The 16727-nt window shown below is 64.9% G+C and carries 13 protein-coding genes; 5 read left to right on the forward strand and 8 right to left on the reverse strand.

The genetic code is table 11. From position 1 onward, the window contains the following. Positions 1 to 47 precede the first annotated feature (47 nt). Genes ACSKT0_RS19430 through ACSKT0_RS19440 form a run of 3 tightly spaced genes read left to right on the forward strand, consistent with a single transcriptional unit; the run spans position 48 to position 2784 of the window. Positions 48 to 1001 (forward strand): ABC transporter substrate-binding protein, encoded by a 954-nt coding sequence (locus ACSKT0_RS19430; RefSeq protein ID WP_437771171.1) that lies wholly within the window; start codon positions 48 to 50, stop codon positions 999 to 1001. Positions 1002 to 1036: 35 nt separating this feature from the next. Continuing rightward, positions 1037 to 2011, forward strand: coding sequence for an amino acid ABC transporter permease (locus ACSKT0_RS19435; RefSeq protein WP_234748933.1), 975 nt, complete (start codon positions 1037 to 1039; stop codon positions 2009 to 2011). Next, positions 2008 to 2784 carry an amino acid ABC transporter ATP-binding protein gene (locus ACSKT0_RS19440; protein WP_437771172.1) on the forward strand — a complete coding sequence of 259 codons (777 nt, stop codon included), beginning with the start codon at positions 2008 to 2010 and terminating at the stop codon, positions 2782 to 2784. The genes ACSKT0_RS19435 and ACSKT0_RS19440 overlap by 4 nt, the downstream gene beginning before the upstream one ends. A 117-nt stretch (positions 2785 to 2901) precedes the next feature. Here ACSKT0_RS19440 and menD read toward each other — a convergent pair whose 3' ends face one another. From menD to ACSKT0_RS19460, 4 genes are all read right to left on the reverse strand, one after another. Further along, on the reverse strand, positions 2902 to 4611 hold the full coding sequence (menD, locus tag ACSKT0_RS19445) for a 2-succinyl-5-enolpyruvyl-6-hydroxy-3-cyclohexene-1-carboxylic-acid synthase (protein ID WP_437771173.1): 1710 nt from the start codon (positions 4609 to 4611) through the stop codon (positions 2902 to 2904). A gap of 121 nt (positions 4612 to 4732) precedes the next feature. Then, positions 4733 to 6817, reverse strand: coding sequence for a PhoX family protein (locus ACSKT0_RS19450; RefSeq protein WP_437771174.1), 2085 nt, complete (start codon positions 6815 to 6817; stop codon positions 4733 to 4735). 109 nt (positions 6818 to 6926) lie between these two features. Then, a complete protein-coding gene (locus ACSKT0_RS19455) occupies positions 6927 to 7916 on the reverse strand; it encodes an o-succinylbenzoate synthase (RefSeq protein ID WP_437771175.1) in 990 nt (329 codons plus the stop codon). 25 nt (positions 7917 to 7941) lie between these two features. After that, a complete protein-coding gene (locus tag ACSKT0_RS19460) occupies positions 7942 to 8745 on the reverse strand; it encodes a hypothetical protein (protein ID WP_437771176.1) in 804 nt (267 codons plus the stop codon). A gap of 469 nt (positions 8746 to 9214) precedes the next feature. Between ACSKT0_RS19460 and ACSKT0_RS19465 the strand changes: the two genes are divergently transcribed. Then, positions 9215 to 10285 (forward strand): LacI family DNA-binding transcriptional regulator, encoded by a 1071-nt coding sequence (locus ACSKT0_RS19465; RefSeq protein ID WP_437771177.1) that lies wholly within the window; start codon positions 9215 to 9217, stop codon positions 10283 to 10285. A gap of 117 nt (positions 10286 to 10402) precedes the next feature. Here the strand turns inward: ACSKT0_RS19465 and ACSKT0_RS19470 are convergent, their stop codons facing one another. Genes ACSKT0_RS19470 through ACSKT0_RS19485 form a run of 4 tightly spaced genes read right to left on the reverse strand, consistent with a single transcriptional unit; the run spans position 10403 to position 15103 of the window. Further along, the gene (locus ACSKT0_RS19470) at positions 10403 to 11797 is read right to left on the reverse strand and encodes a glycoside hydrolase family 32 protein (RefSeq protein WP_437771178.1); all 1395 of its coding nucleotides are present in this window, start codon (positions 11795 to 11797) and stop codon (positions 10403 to 10405) included. 29 nt (positions 11798 to 11826) lie between these two features. Then, positions 11827 to 12714, reverse strand: coding sequence for a carbohydrate ABC transporter permease (locus tag ACSKT0_RS19475; RefSeq protein WP_437771179.1), 888 nt, complete (start codon positions 12712 to 12714; stop codon positions 11827 to 11829). An 8-nt stretch (positions 12715 to 12722) separates the two neighbouring features. Next, positions 12723 to 13688 (reverse strand): carbohydrate ABC transporter permease, encoded by a 966-nt coding sequence (locus ACSKT0_RS19480; RefSeq protein ID WP_437771180.1) that lies wholly within the window; start codon positions 13686 to 13688, stop codon positions 12723 to 12725. Then, positions 13685 to 15103 (reverse strand): extracellular solute-binding protein, encoded by a 1419-nt coding sequence (locus tag ACSKT0_RS19485; RefSeq protein WP_437771181.1) that lies wholly within the window; start codon positions 15101 to 15103, stop codon positions 13685 to 13687. Before ACSKT0_RS19485 ends, ACSKT0_RS19480 begins: the two co-directional genes overlap by 4 nt. A 217-nt stretch (positions 15104 to 15320) precedes the next feature. Between ACSKT0_RS19485 and ACSKT0_RS19490 the strand changes: the two genes are divergently transcribed. Then, positions 15321 to 16534, forward strand: a protein-coding gene (locus ACSKT0_RS19490) for an IS3 family transposase (RefSeq protein ID WP_437771182.1) whose coding sequence is annotated in 2 segments (ribosomal slippage) — positions 15321 to 15582 and positions 15582 to 16534 — 1215 coding nt in all. Because the reading frame shifts where the segments join, the coding sequence is not laid out codon by codon here. Positions 16535 to 16727: the final 193 nt, after the last annotated feature.

Below are 16727 nucleotides of genomic sequence, written 5' to 3' on the forward strand. Positions count from 1 at the left end.
ACTATGAACCGATTAGTTTCGCATCCACTGCAAAAAAAGGTAAGAAAATGCAGAAATTCCGTTCGCTCCCGGTCAGTTCGACGCTCAAGGCTGCAACCATCATCGCAATCGGCGCCTTGGCCCTGACGGCCTGCACCAACGCCTCAGAGGCGGGCCCGTCGAGCGCCGCTTCGCCTTCCGGCAGTGCCAATGCAAGCTTTGACCCCAGCACCATCACCAAGGACGACACCCTGGCGGCAATGGTCCCCGCGGCCATCAAGTCCAAGGGCACGCTGACCGTCGGCTCGGACACGACCTACGCTCCTGCGGAATTCCTCGGAACCGACGGCCAGACCCCGGTGGGTTACGACGTCGACATCGCCAAGGCGATCGGCGCCACCCTTGGCCTGAAGGTCCAGGTGCAGACCGCCGAATTCACGGGCATCCTCCCCGCCCTCGGCCCCAAGTACGATCTGGGCATCTCGTCCTTCACGATCAACCCTGAGCGTCTCGGCGCCGTCAACATGGTCAGCTACTTCAACGCCGGCACCGCTTGGGCCGTGCAGAAGGGCAACCCGAAGAAGTTCTCCCTCGACGACGTATGCGGCAAGTCCATCGGCGTGCAGACCGGTACCGTCCAGGAAGACCCGGACCTCTCGGGCCGCAACAAGAAGTGCGCAGCCGACGGCAAGCAGCCGATCAACATCGTGACTCTCAAGAACCAGACCGACGTCACCACCCGGCTCGTCAACGGCAGCATCGACGCCATGGCAGCCGACTCCCCCATCATCGGTTACGCGCTGACGCAGACCAACGGACAGCTCGAGAAGCTCGGCGATGTGTACGACGCCGCTCCCCAGGGCATCGCTGTTGCCAAGTCGGACACCGCCCTCGCCGATGTCATCCAGAAGACGCTGACCAAGCTCATGTCTGACGGTTCCTACAAGAAGATCCTCACTGGCTGGGGCAACGCCGAAGGCGCCATCACCAAGTCCGAGGTCAACCCGGCGGTCAAGTCTTGAGTATTCCCGCCACCGACAACAAATCAGGTGCACAGATGGATCATCATCAACCAGGCCACGCCGCGCCGGTGCTGAACGATGCGGTGCCGGTCAGGCATCCTGGCCGTTGGATCAGCGCCATCATCATTGTTGGCGTACTAGCACTGATGGTGCAGAGCGTGATCACGAACCACAACTTCCGTTGGGACGTGGTGGGCACCTACATCCTGGACGTGAAGGTCGTCCAGGGTGTCGGCTGGACATTGCTCCTGACCGTAGCTTCGATGGTCATTGCGATTGTCCTGGCCATCCTGCTGGCCGTAATGCGCCAGTCAGATAACCCGGTTCTTCGCTATACCTCCTGGGTATGGGTCTGGTTCTTCCGCGGCACCCCGGTCTACACCCAGTTGGTCTTCTGGGGCCTGATCGCCGTCCTCTACCCCAAGATCAGCGCAGGGGTGCCGTTCGGCCCCGAGCTGTTCAGCGTGGACACGAGCACAGTCATTACGGCTCTTGTTGCGGCGATTCTGGGGCTTGGCCTTAACGAATCGGCCTATCTCGCGGAGATCTTCCGGGCCGGCCTGAAGTCCGTGGACAAGGGACAGACCGAAGCCGCCGAAGCCCTGGGCATGGGCAAAGGCAAGATCATGTGGCGGATCATCCTGCCCCAGGCAATGCGCATCATCGTCCCGCCGACCGGCAACGAAACCATCGGCATGCTCAAGACCACCTCCTTGGTCCTGGCCGTCCCGTTCACCTTGGACCTGACCTTCGCGACCAACGCCCTGGCCAACCGGATCTACCTTCCGGTGCCGCTGCTGATCGTGGCAGCCATCTGGTACCTCGTCATCACCAGCCTGCTCATGGTTGGCCAGCACTACATCGAGGCCTACTACGGCAAGGGCGTTGACACCAACCTCGCGCCGGCCGTCATCAACCCCGCAGCCGCCAAGGCTGCCGCAGCAGTGGCACCTAGTGCCGAAGCAGAGCCGTCCCTGAAGATGGACTTCCCGGAGGATGAGGCAAAATGACGATCACCACCCAGAAACCGCTGGTGCGGATCGAAGGCCTCCACAAGTACTTCGGCCCCCACCACGTGCTCCGCGGCATCGACCTGACGGTCAACCAAGGCGAAGTGTCCGTTGTCATCGGCCCGTCCGGTTCCGGCAAGTCCACAATGCTCCGCTGCGTGAACCTACTGGAAACCATCAGCGCCGGCCGCATTTCCGTCGGCGACCAGCTCATCGGTTACCGCGAAGTCAACGGGCGCCTCCACGACCTGAAGGTCAAGGAAATCGCCGCACAGCGCCGGGAAATCGGCATGGTCTTCCAGCGGTTCAACCTGTTCCCGCACAAGACCGCCCTATACAACGTCATGGAAGCGCCCGTGCAGGTCAAAGGCAAATCCAAGGGCGTCGCGAAGAAGGCCGCCCTCGAATTGTTGGATCGGGTGGGCCTGGCCGACCGAGCCAACCACTACCCGGCACAGCTCTCCGGTGGCCAGCAGCAGCGCGTCGCGATCGCCCGGGCCCTGGCCATGGAACCGGAGCTGATGCTCTTCGATGAGCCGACGTCCGCGCTTGACCCCGAGCTCGTGGGCGATGTGCTCAACGTGATGAAGGACCTGGCCAAGTCCGGCATGACCATGATCGTGGTGACCCACGAGATCGGCTTTGCCCGCGAGGTCGGCGACCGCCTGACCTTCATGGACGGAGGTGTGGTGGTGGAATCCGGTGACCCCCGCGAAATCATCGCCAACCCCCAGCATGCCCGCACCAAGGAATTCCTCAGCCGCGTGCTGTAGTTCCTGCTGCCGCTGTTGCGCCTACGACGCGCAAATGCCCTGACGAGCCTGGAAATCCATGGTCGTCAGGGCATTTCCGTGTCGCCAGCCAGGTCCGGTGTCGCCAGTGCCGAGCGCCTACGCCCCGAGCAGCACCTGCGACACTGCCGCGGCAACGGCGGCCTTGATGCGGGCGTGCAACGGACGCAGCTCGGACCGGTCCGTGCGTACTTCCACGATGCTGCGCCCCTTCAAAGGCGAGGCAAGCACGGCGGCGAGCTCCGCCGTCGTGCGCACCAAAGTGTGCCCGACGCCGTATGCCGCGGCGAGCGCTGAAATGTCCACACGGTGCGGGGTGCCGAAGAGGCGCTCGACGGCGGTGCCGTAGCCTCCGTCGTCCTCCACCTTGCCGTGCTCGAGGAGGCCGAAAATGCCCCCGCCGGCGTCGTTGAGGACCACGATGCGCAAGTCCGGTCCGGGTTCGCCGGCTCCGAGGAACAGGCCGCCGGCGTCGTGCAGGAAGGTGACATCGCCCAGGAGGAGGGTGGTTTCGCGGCCCGCGCCGAGGGCGATTCCCGTCGCCGTGGAGATGGTTCCGTCGATGCCAGCGAGGCCGCGGTTCGCGAACACCGTGGCGAGGGGCTCGGGGCTGGGCTGCCCGGCGAGGTCGACGTCGCGGATGCCGTTGGACGAGCCCAGAACCAGCTGCCCGCGGGCGTGTTTCCAGACTGTGGCTCCCACGGCGGGCCCGTTAGCTGCAGGCTCCGCCTCGAGAACGCCGTCGAGCGCGTGTTGGGCCGCAGCCCCGGCCAGGAGCCAGGCGTCGAGCCACTCAGTCGAACCGCGGCCCGCGAAACCGGCCAGTTCCGCCAGGGAATCAAAGCGTTCCTCGCTGCGCCGGCCGTGCTCGTACCAGGCCACCGGAACGGGCTCGTAAATGGCCGCGCGAAGGTCGCCGCGGGCTAGCAAGGAGGCAACGGGCCGGGACAGGGTCGGCCGTCCGAAGACCACCACCCGCTCTATCGGCAGTGCAGAGCCACGCCCGAAGTTGTCCAACATGAGGCGATACGGCCCCACCGCGTTGGGACCGAAGCGCGCGTTGGATGAGGGCTCGGCCAGCAGGGGAAGGCCGTGGGCGCGGGCGAACGCCTCGGCGACCGGACCGGCGTCGTGCCCTGCCAAAACCACGGTCCGCCGCTCCGTTAGTTCGGCCGGAGCGGGGGTCATGCTCAGTGTTTGGGGACCGGAGTCGTAGTGGAAAACTCCGTGGCCCTTGGTGGCGGGCAGCGCCTCGCCTGGTTCCGGAACCAGCGGCTCACGGAAAGCCAGGTTGAGCTGAACCGGGCCTGGAGGGGTGTCCTCGAGGGCGCCGGTTGCCGCGTAAAGGGCGGTCTCGACGGCCCTCTGCGGGTTGCTGCCCGCGGCGATGTCGACGGCGAAGCGAACGTGTTCGCCGAAGAGGTCCAGTTGGATGGTGGTTTGGTTGGCGCCGGTTCCGTGGAGCTCGGCGGGGCGATCGGCCGAAAGGACCACGAGGGGCACGGCGGCGTGGTTGGCCTCCATGACCGCGGGCAAGAGATTCCCGACGGCGGTGCCCGAGGTGGTCAGGACGGCCGCCGGAGCGCCTGTCGACAAGGCCAAGCCCAGGGCCGTGAAACCGGCCGAGCGTTCATCGATCCTCACCAGGAGCCGGACGTTCCCGGCCGCTTCGGCCTCGGCGAGTGCGTACGCCATGGGTGCCGAGCGCGAACCGGGAGAGACCACCACGTGCCGCACACCGCCGTCGAGCAACGCCTTAACGGCGATCCGGGCAGCGGCGAGGGAGCTCAGGGAGCCTTGCGAAGTCACCGCACCAGTCTATTAGCGGCGCCTCCCTCCCGACGCTCGCTCAGCTATGGGCCCCAAAACCGAAACGCTCGCTCACCTATGCAGACATAGGTGAGCGAGCGTCGGGAGGCGGCGAAGAGCCTTAGCCGTCCTTGCGGAACACCTGCACGATCGACGGACGCGGGGCGCGGACCTGGCCGGCGGCCGGGGCAGCTCCGGCGCCCACGTAATCCGGGAAGAAGGAGTGCGGGGCGTCGAACGTCCCTTCCTCGCCCGGGTGCTGCACGGCGACGAATACTGTCCGCTCGTCGTCGTGCACAATCGGTCCGCACGTCTCGGCGTCACGCGGGACGGCGAGGAACTGCTCAACCTTGCCCCGTTCGCTGCCATCCAGCGTGACCTTGAAGAGGCCGTCCGCATAACCGATCGACGACGGCGCGCCGTCAGTTGCGATCCACATGTGGCCTGCCGAGTCGAAAGCGACGTTGTCCGGGCAGGAGATGGGCGAGACCTTGTCGGCCGGGAAGCCGGAGAAGTATGTGGAGGAGTTCTTGGCCGGATCTCCACAAACCATCAGGAGGGTCCAGTTGAAGCGCGTGGAGGTCTGGTCGCCGGTTTCGGTGATTTCGACGATATGGCCGTCCCGGTTGAGCGTGCGCGGGTTGACCTCGGTGGCGCCTTCCTTGCCGGGCTTGCCGCGGTCCGAGTTGTTCGTGCAGACCACGTAGACCTTGCCCGTCGCCAGGTTCGGCTCGACGTCTTCACAACGGTCCATCTTCGTGGGGCCAACCTTGTCCGCGGCGAGGCGGGTGTAGACCAGCACCTCGGGGACGGACATGCCCGGAACTGCGGAGACGCCGTCGACCACCAAGGGAAGCCACTCGCCCGAACCGTCGAACGCGCCATCGGAGGGCAGCGCACCGTTGCCGGTGATTTCAGACGCGGGAGAGTCACCCGTGAACTTGGCGACGTAGAGATCGCCTTCCGAGAGAAGGTTCATGTTGTTCCGGCGGGCTGCGGCCGAGTCGCCGGCCATGTAATTGCCCTTGGAGACGAACTTGTAGAGGTAGTCGAAGCGCTCGTCGTCGCCCATGTAAGCCACCACACGGCCGGAGGCGGCAAGGATCACGTTGGCGCCTTCGTGCTTGAAGCGGCCCATCGCGGAGTGCTTCTTGGGTGTGGAGGAGGGGTCGAACGGGTCGACCTCGACGATCCATCCGAAGCGGTTGGCCTCGTTGGCGTAGCCGGCGTTGTTGGTGTTGAAACGCGGTTCATCCAGCTCCCACTTGCGGGCCGTTGGCTTGTTCGAGAGGCCGTAGCGCTTGTCGCCCGCCGAGGTGCCGGGAGCTACGAAGTAGCCGTTGAAGTTCTCCTCGCCGGAGAGGATGGTCCCCCAGGGAGTCGTGCCGCCGGAGCAGTTACCCAAGGTGCCCTTGATGGCCCGGCCGGTCGGGTCGTCGATGGTCTTGACGAGGTCCGTGCCCGCGGCGGGACCGGTGAGCTCATACGTCGAGTCGGTCAGGAACCGGCGGTTCAGATCAGCGCCCTTCACGTAGTTCCAGGGCTTGTTCTTGTTCTTGCGCTCAAGTTCAACAACCGTGAGACCGTGCGCGGCACGCCCGATCGCCCGCGCCTCCGCAGCCGCCAAAGTGGCCGGGAACATGATGTTCTCGTTGGTGTACTCGTGGTTGGTGAAGAGTACGGCACGGCGGTCCTTGGAGTCCGGGATAGGCAGGATGTCCGTGTAGTCATTGTTGTAACCGAACTGTCGGGCCTGAGCTGCCGCGGTCTGGCCGTTCAGCTCGAAGGCCGGGGAGTCGGCAAAGAGCGGATCGCCCCAACGGATGATCGGCTGCCACGCGAAACCATCCGGCACGGTGAAGGCGTCAACGGTGTAGTCAACGGGCTTGATCGGCGTGAACTTGAGCTTGGCCTTGTCGAAGCCCGTTTTTGCCGCCGCGGACAGGCCGGCACCTTCGGGAACGTTGCCAGGCAGGCTTCCGCCCAGCACGACGGCGAGCGCGCCGACGGCGCCGAAGCCCAGGGCAGCGCGGCGGGACACAGCCGCGGAAGCGATGTCGCGGAAGTAGGCGTTGGAACTCGTGTTGCATACCTCGCCCGAGCAGGCGTTGTCGCACTTCAGGGCGCACGTCACGGGGCTGCGCTTGCCCTTGGTATGGCCGAGCATGGGGAGCAAGTCGAACTTGCGCTTGGTTGATTCAGACATGGGAAATACCTCCGGGGATTGAGTGATTTCCCAACCCTTACAGCGTCAGCGGAATCCGAGAGGAAACCCCGGTAAAGTTCCGGTGAATTCCCAGACTTTTCCCAGCAATCTATGCTTTAAGGAGTGCGTGCACGCGCCGGAGCCGGTCCAGCCACCAGTCGCGACGTTCAGCGGTGGCCGCATACTGCTCCAGCAGCCCCTCGTCGGCGACGGCTTCGCGAACGCGGATGGCGCCGTCGTCGGGCACTAACGGATCCTGGGTAATGTCCGAGCCGAACAGCCGCACGGTCCCCAGCCCGCAGGCGTACGGCAGCTCCGGCAGCGCGGCGGCGAGCGCGAGCCCCGCGCGGATCCCCACCGAGGTGTCCAGCGCCGAGCTTACGACGGCGGGCAGCCCGGCTTGTGCCACGATGTCCAATGCGCGCCACACTCCCCCAAGCGGCGCCACCTTGACCACGATCAGGTCAGCGGCTCCCGCGCGGGCCACCTTGAGGGGATCGTCTTCCTTGCGCACGGATTCGTCGGCTGCGATAAGTACGGGCGTGCCCTGCTGCGCGAGCCGCCGGCGGACTTCGGCGAGGCCCTCAATGTGCGGCACGGGCTGCTCTGCGTATTCGAGCCCGACGGCGGAGAGCCGCCCGAGTGCCTCGACCGCCTGCGGCACGTCCCACCCCGCGTTCGCGTCCACGCGGATCGCGGCGTCCGGCAGGGCGTCCCGGACTGCGGTGACGCGCGCGACGTCGTCGGCCAGTTCCTGCCCGTGCTCGGCAACCTTGACTTTGACGGCGTCCACGCGGCCAAAGCGCTCCAGGACCTCTGGCACTCCGGCGGCAGGTACGGCGGGGACGGTGGCGTTGACGGGGATGATGTCCCTTAGCTGCGGCGGAAAACCTTGCCATGCGGCTTCGACGGCGGCGCTAAGCCAGCGGGAAGCCTCGGCGTCGCCGTACTCGGGGAACGGACAAAACTCGCCCCATCCGGCCGGGCCGCGGAACAGGAGGATCTCGCGCTCGGTGATGCCCCGGAACCTGACCCGCATCGGCAGGCTGACCACTTTGGCTGTGGCAAGGAGCTCGTCGAGGGTGGGGAATGGAGGCATGGTTTCACTGTAACGTGGGGCGGTGCTACGCCGAGTTGCCTGTTTGCGGCGGGGTGGGCTGTTTCGTGGCAGGAATAGTGGGCAGTTGATCGCCGGCATGGTCGACGATCGCATTGACGTAGCTGCTGAGCTCCCGGATGACCGCATCAGTGGGCTGAGCACCCGGCAGCGGGTGCACGCCGGTGACGAACAGGTTTCCGCTCATGGCGACCATGCGCAGCACATGGATCGGCGACCCGGAACCCGTGATGGTGGTGACGTAGGCGAACGACTTCGAGCCATGAAGATCCATATTCAACCGCGTCAGGGACGAGTGCACGGATTGATTCCCCGAGCTAATAGTCACCTCAGTGCAATATCCGAGGACTTTACCGATGCTGTACATGCCCTGCCAGAAATAGCCGGATTCGTCGGAGGAGGCCATGATGACGGACATATTCGACTGGGGGCCAAGCACCGCGGCCGCCGTCGGGATCCTGTAGTCGAGCAACTCTCCTGCTTTCAGGAGGTCCCGGCAATTGGCGGGATCTGTGGTCATATCGGCGGGCCCGACTGCCATCGAATCCTGCATGTCCTGAATTGCTGCCTCATCAATAAGCCGCGACATCACGCCGTCGGGAGCGCGGAGGTTGCCGAGCAACGCCTGCAGCTCTTTCGACGATTGGACCCGCGTTTGGGTGCCACTGCTTGCAGTTGGTGCCGCGGATGGCTTGGAGCTCGGAGGGGCGGGGGACGTCCCGGCTGGGGCCAAGGGTCCGGCCGTAGTTACATCGAACACGCAGGCGTTGAGACTCACTGCCACCGCAGCTGCCAGCACGATCGTAGCCATTTGGCGCAAGGAAAAAATCGGACCCACCCCCATAGATCTGAAACACCGGTTCTGCCCGGCACGCCCAACGATACCGCTTGGCGTTCGGCTCGAAGGGCGTATATCTGAGCGAGGGTTCGGCTCGAAGGGCGTATATCTGAGCGAGCGTTCGGCTCGAAGGGCGTATATCTGAGCGAGCGTTCGGCTCGAACGGCGTATATCTGAGCGAGCGTTCCTGTCTTTTGCTTTAGCGTTCGGCTGCCACACAGGGCCGGCAAACGCCCGCTCACCTTTGGGGGGGGTTTTCGGCAAACGCTCGCTCACCTTTGGGTTGTTTTCGGCAAACGCTCGCTCACCTGATGTGAGCGAGCGATCCCGGTTTTGGCCATATATCTGAGCGAGGGTCGGGCTGACACACCGACCCCCCCCCCACCTCACACGCGTTAGGTAGAATGCAGCAAGAAACGGAACCACAGCCGGAGGAGCACGCATGCAGCGCAAGGCCACAGCACTCGACGTCGCCAAACGCGCGGGCGTCTCTCGGAGTGCGGTGTCGCTGGTGCTCAACGGCCGTGGAGACGGCAACGTGGCCAAGGAAAGCCAGGACCGTATCCGGCAGGCCGCCGCGGACCTCAACTACTCCCCCAACCCCATCGCCCTGAGCCTGCGGAACCAACGAACACGCGTGATCGGCATCGTGTCGGACGAGGTGGTGGTGAGCCCGTTCGACGGCAACATCATCGGGGGCGCCGACGACGTCGCGCGGGCCCACGGCTTTGTCACCGTGGTCATGGACACCGAGCGCGACGCCTCCCGTGACGAGAGCGCCGTCGAGACCCTGTTGGACCGGCAAGTGGACGGGCTGATGTACGTCACGGTCGGTTTGAAGCCGCTCGACGTGCCCCAGGGCATGTTGCGTGTCCCGTCCGTGCTCGCCAATTGCTTCGACAACAGTCCCGCACCACGGCTGCACCACGTGATCCCGGACGAAGTTTCCGGGGGTCGCGAAGCCACTGAGCACTTGCTTCAGCTGGGCCATCGCGATATCGCGTTCCTCGCCGGCGCCGCCACCTCACCGGCTGTGCCCTTGCGCATCAGGGGGCATCGTGAAGCAATGGCCAAGGCCGCCATCCCCGTTCGCGAAGACCGCGTGTTCATGGCCGGTTGGGACATCAACGACGGTTTCAATGGCGCCATGGGACTGCTGTCCGCCACTGAACGCCCGACGGCGATCGTGTGCGCGAATGATCGCCTCGCCATCGGCGTCGCCCTGGCTGCGGCGCGGCTCGGCCTGGCGGTACCGCGCGACCTGTCGATCATGGGTTACGACGACGAGTCACGCATTGCCTCCACAATGGTCCCCGCGCTCACCACCATGGCGCTCCCCCTGCGGGAAATGGGCGCGGCCGCGATGAGCATGTTGCTGGGGCAGATTGAGCATCCGGCCCAGCGGCCGACGTCGGGCGACGGCACCGGTTTGGAGGCCAAGGCCGGCTTGGAAACCATGGTTCCCTGCCGCCTGGTGGTCCGTGAGTCCACTGGGCCTGTTCCCGCCCGCTGAATCTCCCCGCTTTTGGCCGGGCCGCCGCCCGGAAATCCCCGGAAATGCGGGGATCCCGGACTGCGACGCCGGCCAAATGTGGTCAAAAGTGGGGAAACTACGACGGCGGCCTGCCGCCTATTCCGGCAGCTTCAGTTCCCAGACGTCCGCTTCCCCACCTTCGGGAAGCTCAAGGATCCATTCCTCACCCAAGGCAGGATAGGCGCGGAGGGTTGTGGCAACGGAGCCCTTCCGATACACCTCTACCAAGGAAGCATCCACGAAGATGCGGAGTTCCTCGCTGGCGGACAGCGGCCCCGCAAACACGACTTGCCGTTCCGCGCCCGAGGCCAGGACCAGCCGAACCTCACCGGCTCCACCGCCAGCCCCGGTCTTCACAGCCGCCTCGGCGAACGGCGGCAGGGGGACCGTTCCGGAAGCTCCGCTCGCAAGCACAGCACCCCGGTACGCCTCGACCTCCGGCGCAGGAGCAACCACCAATGCACCGTCCTCTACCGAGAGGAAGCGCGGGTGGGTTAATACGCCGGCCCAGCCTGCGGCGTCGATCTCGTCTTGCGAACGGCCACGCCGGCCATCACGGCCGGGGCCTTCGTTGGCCCATCCCCACAGAAGGGCACGCGGCTCCGGCCCCGACGCAGAACCCAGCTGAGCAATCTGCGGGGCATAGAAGTCCCGGCCAAGGTCGGACCTGCCGCCGGAACGCGGGACGAACACGGGCAGCCCCGTAGACGGCTCCTCAGCGAGCGAGCCGATCAGGTGGCCCACCCCGTTGGCGTGCTCGTGATCATCGCCGGAGAGCCAGAGGGAGAACATCATGACCCAGGTTTGCGCCCCGTCGGAAGGCACCTGAACCAGTTGCGGGCACTCCCAGATCTCGGCCGGGGTGTGCATAGCTGCCACGGGGTTTTCGGTGGTCAGCCAAATGCCTTGGTAGTTCCAGTCGGACATGTCCTCCACCGTGTACAGCAGCAAAGCAGCATGTCCATTGGCCAGCCCGGCGCCCTGCATGGCGTAGCGCTTCCCGTTGAAGTGGAAGATGAAGGGGTCGCGCACGGCCGTGACCAGGCCGTCGTCCGGCATGGAAGCTGCAATGTGGCCGTCCTGTTCCCAAGAAACCAGGTCGGCGGAACCCCGGGAAATCACCACTTGCGAGTGTCCGCCGTCGCCCCGCACGCCCGAGTACGCGGCGGTGGGGACACCGCCGTCGTCGGTCACCACACCGGTCCAGCAGCCGAACTCATCCGGCCCGCCGTCCTGCGGGCGCAGCGCGACAGGGTGCTCATCCCAATGAACCAGGTCCGGGGAGCTGGCGTGGCCCCACTGGATCCGGTGGTGCCGGGCCGATTCCGGGTTGAACTGGAAGAACACGTGGTATCGGCCGTTGATGAAACTGACGCCGTTAGGGTCGTTGATCCAGCCTTGCGCCGGCCGGGGGTGGAAGCGCGGGAAAGCCGGGTCCGGGTGGGCGGCCGCCGCGACTAGAGCAGGGGCGGAAGATATGACGTCCGTCATCGAGGTCCTTTCAAGAAAGAGTAGGAGTGCTATTTGCCGGTGCCGGCGGTGAGTCCGTCACGCAAGGCGCGCTGGCCGAACATGAACACCACCAGGGCGGGAATCATGGAGAGGATCACGCCGGCCAGCACCACGGAGATGCTGCCCGTACCGAGGTTGCCTTGCAGCGACACCAGGCCCAGCGGGAGCGTGAAGTTCTGCTCGGAGATGGTGAGGATGAGCGGGCGGAAGAACTCGTTCCAGTGGTAGTTGAAAGCCAGGATGCCCACGATCGCCATACCCGGCATCGCCAGCGGCGCATACACCGAGCGGAACGTGCGCCACGGCGAGGCTCCGTCGATCGCGGCGGCCTCGCCCAAATCACTTGGCAGCCCCAGGAAGTACTGGCGCATCAGGAAGGTGCCGAACGCCGTCGGGATCGCCGGAAGGATGAGCGCGAGGAGCGTGTCGGACAGACCGATGCCGCGGATCAGCATGAAGACCGGAACGATCGTCACCTGCGCCGGGACCATCATGGTGGCCAGCACAATCGAGAACAACGCCCCGCGGCCCCGGAACTTGAGGTTCGCGAACGCGTAGCCGGCGAGCGCCGCCGTGAACATCTGCCCGACGGCGATCAGTCCCGTCACGAGGGCACTGTTGAGGACCAGAAGCATGATGTTGAGCTGCTTGAAGACCTGGTCATACGACGAGAAATCGGGGTTGAGCGGAAGGAACGACGGCGGCAGCTGGAACGACTCCGCCGGGGGCCGCAGCGAGGTGGACAGGGTCCACAGCACCGGACCGAGGATGAAGACGGACGCGATCAGGAGCAGCACGATTCGTCCCGCCATGCTCCAGTTCCGCTTCTTGCGGGGCGCGGGCCGCTGGGGAGCCAAGCGATCGACGACGGCGCGCTGGGTTGAGGTTGTAGTCATGGCGGGCCTTACTGGTAGAAGACGAATCGTTTGCTGAGCCGGAACTGGGCGGCTGTGATGGCCATGATGATCAGCGTGAGGATGACGCCGATCGCCGATGCCTGGCCGAATTCGAGGCGCTGGAACGCGGACTCGAAGATCACCATCACGGCAGTGCGCGTGGAGTCGCCGGGGCCGCCGCGGGTCAGGACGTAGGGCTGGTCGAACACTTGCAGGGCGTTGATGATCGCCATGACGGAGGCCACTAGCGTGGTGGGGCTCAGGAGGGGCAGCGTCACGTGGAGGTGTTTGCGCCAGCCCGTGGCGCCGTCGATTGACGCTGCCTCGTACGTTTCGGTGGGGATGGACGCCAGCCCGCCGATGAACAGCAGGAACGAGAACCCGAAGTTCTGCCACACGTACACGAGGATCACGACGGCGGCAGAGCCGGCTGGCGTCGTCAGCCACGGGACAGCGGGGATGCCTACGAAGGACAAGAGCCAATTGACCACGCCGAATTGTTCGTTGAACAGGTAGCGCATGAAGATGGACACCGACGCCGCGGACAGGATCAGCGGGAAGAAGAAAGCGCTGCGGAAGAAGACGCGGAGCCAGGCCGGGAGCTTCTCCTGCACCATGATCGCCAGTGCTAACGCGAGGCCGAGCTGAAGCGCGACGGCGACCACCACGAACAGGATCGTGTTCAGGAACGAGACGCGCACCGTGGGGTCCTGGACCACTTCGGCGAAGTTGTCGAACCCGACGAAGCTTGGCGCTGAAATGATGTCCCAGCGGAAGAACGCGAGGACCACGGAAGCGACGATCGGCACGAGCGTGAACAAGCCCATGCCCAGGATGGTCGGGGCCAGGAACGCCCACGGCAGCCAGCGCTGACGCTGTCTTCCGCTTGCCTCGCTCTTCGCGGCGCCGTTTCGGCGTTTGGGCCCCGCGCCGTTTCGGCGTTTGGTGGACATGCCCGTTGTTGCCGTGCTCATGCCTGCCTCCTCAAGGCGATCTCAAGGTCGCGCTGCATGGAGGCGAGGGCCTGCTTGAGCTGGTTCTCGTCACCGCTGACGGCCAGGGATACGTTTTTCATCAATGCGGTCTCGACGGCGGCCTGCTGGGGCGGCGCCGGAATGGGACCTGTGGTGGGGAATTTGTCGAGGGTGTCGTAGAAGACTTTCCAGTGTTTGGGTCCGCGTCCCGCATACAGCTGCTCGTTGACCATGGAGCGGCGCGCGGGGGTGGTGTTCGGCGTCGGGAAGACCAAGCGCATGGCTTCCAGGCTGGAAGCGAACTTGAGCCACTCCCAGGCCGCGTCCTTGTCCTTGGCGGTCTTCATGATGGCGTAGCCGGCGGTACCGAACTGGTGCCGCTGGGTGCGCCAGCGCGGGAAGAACTGGACGTCGAAGCCGTCTTCCTTCATTCCTGCTTCGTGGAGGCCTTCCACCCAGTAGCCGCCGGCCGGGGTCATGCCGATCCTGTTGGAAGCGAACAGCCCCACGAGTGAATTTCCGCCGCCTTCCTCGGGACGAACGCCCAAGCCATCTTTGACGAGGCCCCGGAGGTAGTCGAACGACTCGTACACGCGCGGGTCATCGGCATTGGGTTCAAGCCACTGGTAGCCGCCGGAGCGCAGTCCGCGGGAAGGATCCTGGGCATAGAAGCTGTCCCAGAGCCACTCGCCGCCAGTGGACTTCGATTCCTTGAGGAAGCTGGTGTCGTTGGCATAGAGCCAGGGCACCACGCCGCCGAAGAGCCTGTTGGTCCAGTAGTACGGAGTGAAGTCCTGCGGCCTTGCTTTCCGCATGGCAGCCAAGGTGTTGCGAAAATCGACCTGGGTCCAGTCGTCCGCGGGACGTTCAAGTCCGGCTTGCTGCAGGGCCGAGGTGTTGTAGTACATATTGGCGGCGTTCCAGTCGATGGGAAGCTGGAACAGGCTGCCCTTGTACATAAACGCTTCCACGAGGCTCGGGTGGACGTCTGCGAAGTACTCCTTCATGTCCGCGGCGTCGCGGCGAAGGTACTCGTCCAAGGGGTGCGCGAGCTTCTCGGCGAAGAGCTGGGCGCCTTCGGTTGCCACATAGACCACATCCGGTGGCGTTCCTGCTGCCACCATGGTGAGGATCTTGGTGAAGAAGTCCTTCCAGTCCGCGGCCTGGATGGCCTGGACTTTCACCTTGATTTCCGGGTGCACCTTCGCGAACGCATCAATGACCCGCTGGCGGGCGGCTGCGTCCGCTGCGGTTCCCAAGATGGCGATGCTGAGGCTGTTGTCGCCGCGGCCCGGGATGTCCATGCCGGTCAACCGCGGCCACGACGCCACCGTTGCTCCGACAATTCCCGCACCCAAGGCACCAAGGGCTGTCCTGCGTGAGATCTCACGCAGCTTCCCATTGCTTCCTGCCATGTCCAATTCCTTCCTAACACGTGTTAGGTAGCGTAAATCCATCACCTAACACGTGTCAAGCGTCACATTCGTGTTACGCGCCCCTCACCCCTCCCGACCCCCGCTCACATACGTGCCCCAAATTCCGAACGCTCGCTCACATATGTGCCCCAAACTCCCGGATCCACCTGCGGCCGTATGGTTTTGTGAGACAGCTTGATGGGAGCCTCAGTTTCAGATGACCACCCGCAGAAAGACATACGACGCCGCGTTCCGGGAGGAATCGGTTCGACTGGTTTTGTCTTCGGACCGGCCGGTGAAGCAGATCGCGCAGGAGATCGGGGTGAAGGAAAGCACGCTGGGAAACTGGGTACACAAGTCCCGGGACAAGCAACCGGACACCCCTGCCCAGCCCGAGGACCGGGGGCCGGTGGCGTGGGATGAACACCAGAAAGCGCTGGCCGAAAACGCCAGGTTGAAGGCCGAGGTCGAGTTCCTGGGAAAAGTCAGCGCCTTCTTTGCCGCGAAGCAAAAGTAGAGGATTTCTACGAGTTCATCGAAGCGGAGAAGGCCAACCATCCCGTGGTGTGGCTATGCCGGAAATTGAACGTCTCCCGGGCCTCCTATTACCGGTGGCGCAAACCTGCCGGCCCTTCACCGCGCACCGTGCGGCACGGGGAGCTGGTCACCGCGGTCACCAAGCTCTACACGAAGGAGTCCGGGCGTGCCGGGCGGGACCAGCTGACCCGGCTCCTGAACGCGGCCGGGACCAAGGTCTCCGCCCCGACCGTGGGGGCCATCATGCGCGAGCACGGCCTGCGGGCCATCCGCACCCAGGCCTGGAAAAAGACCACGCTCCAGGACCCGCAGGCCAAGACCGCCCACATCCAGAACCACATGCTCGATGACCAGGGCAGGCGCGACTTCACCTCCGCGGTGCCCGGGACCCGGCTGGTCGGGGACATCACCTACCTGCGCACCGGCGAGGGCTGGCTCTACCTGGCCACGGTCATCGACCTGTTCTCCGGGATGGTCATCGGCTGGGCCATGGCCGAACACATGCGCGCCAGCCTGTGCACCGCGGCCCTGCGGATGGCCCGGAACCACGGCCACCTCATCGGCGGCCCAGTCGTCTTCCACTCCGACCGGGGCACCCAGTACACCTCGGAGGAATTCCAACGATGGTGCGCCCAGAACGAGGTCACCCAGTCCATGGGCAAGGTGGGGGTGTGCTGGGACAACGCGGTCGCCGAGAACTTCTTCTCACACCTCAAGACCGAGTTCTACCACCACCACCGCTTCGGTTCCAGGCTCACCGCACGGACCGCCGTGATGGACTACATCGAGGGCTGGTACAACCGCCGCCGACCCAACCGACGGGCCGGCGGCATCCCGCCAGCCACCGCCCACGCAAACCACCACACCAGCGTCCAGGAACCCCTGGCCGCCTAACCAAAACAAACAACGAAAATGTCTCAAAAACTTGACGACCGCAACCCCACATATCCGAGCGAGCGTCCACCCAAAACCCCACATATCCGAGCGAGCGTCCACCCAAAACCCCACATATCCGAGCGAGCGTCCACCCAAAGGCCCACATATCTGCAGGAGGGTTCACTTCCGAAGACGTGGCGAATACGCTGAA

Origin of the sequence: Arthrobacter sp. KNU40, assembly GCF_051515115.1 — a bacterium.
Lineage (GTDB): Bacteria > Actinomycetota > Actinomycetes > Actinomycetales > Micrococcaceae > Arthrobacter.

Bases quoted from the DNA above. Each gene is read 5' to 3' on its own strand.
- ACSKT0_RS19430 (WP_437771171.1), top strand. From the start codon at position 48: ATGCAGAAATTCCGTTCGCTCCCGGTCAGTTCGACGCTCAAGGCTGCA.
- ACSKT0_RS19435 (WP_234748933.1), top strand. From the start codon at position 1,037: ATGGATCATCATCAACCAGGCCACGCCGCGCCGGTGCTGAACGATGCG.
- ACSKT0_RS19440 (WP_437771172.1), top strand. From the start codon at position 2,008: ATGACGATCACCACCCAGAAACCGCTGGTGCGGATCGAAGGCCTCCAC.
- ACSKT0_RS19450 (WP_437771174.1), bottom strand. From the start codon at position 6,817: ATGTCTGAATCAACCAAGCGCAAGTTCGACTTGCTCCCCATGCTCGGC.
- ACSKT0_RS19455 (WP_437771175.1), bottom strand. From the start codon at position 7,916: ATGCCTCCATTCCCCACCCTCGACGAGCTCCTTGCCACAGCCAAAGTG.
- ACSKT0_RS19460 (WP_437771176.1), bottom strand. From the start codon at position 8,745: ATGGCTACGATCGTGCTGGCAGCTGCGGTGGCAGTGAGTCTCAACGCC.
- ACSKT0_RS19465 (WP_437771177.1), top strand. From the start codon at position 9,215: ATGCAGCGCAAGGCCACAGCACTCGACGTCGCCAAACGCGCGGGCGTC.
- ACSKT0_RS19470 (WP_437771178.1), bottom strand. From the start codon at position 11,797: ATGACGGACGTCATATCTTCCGCCCCTGCTCTAGTCGCGGCGGCCGCC.
- ACSKT0_RS19475 (WP_437771179.1), bottom strand. From the start codon at position 12,714: ATGACTACAACCTCAACCCAGCGCGCCGTCGTCGATCGCTTGGCTCCC.
- ACSKT0_RS19480 (WP_437771180.1), bottom strand. From the start codon at position 13,688: ATGAGCACGGCAACAACGGGCATGTCCACCAAACGCCGAAACGGCGCG.
- ACSKT0_RS19485 (WP_437771181.1), bottom strand. From the start codon at position 15,103: ATGGCAGGAAGCAATGGGAAGCTGCGTGAGATCTCACGCAGGACAGCC.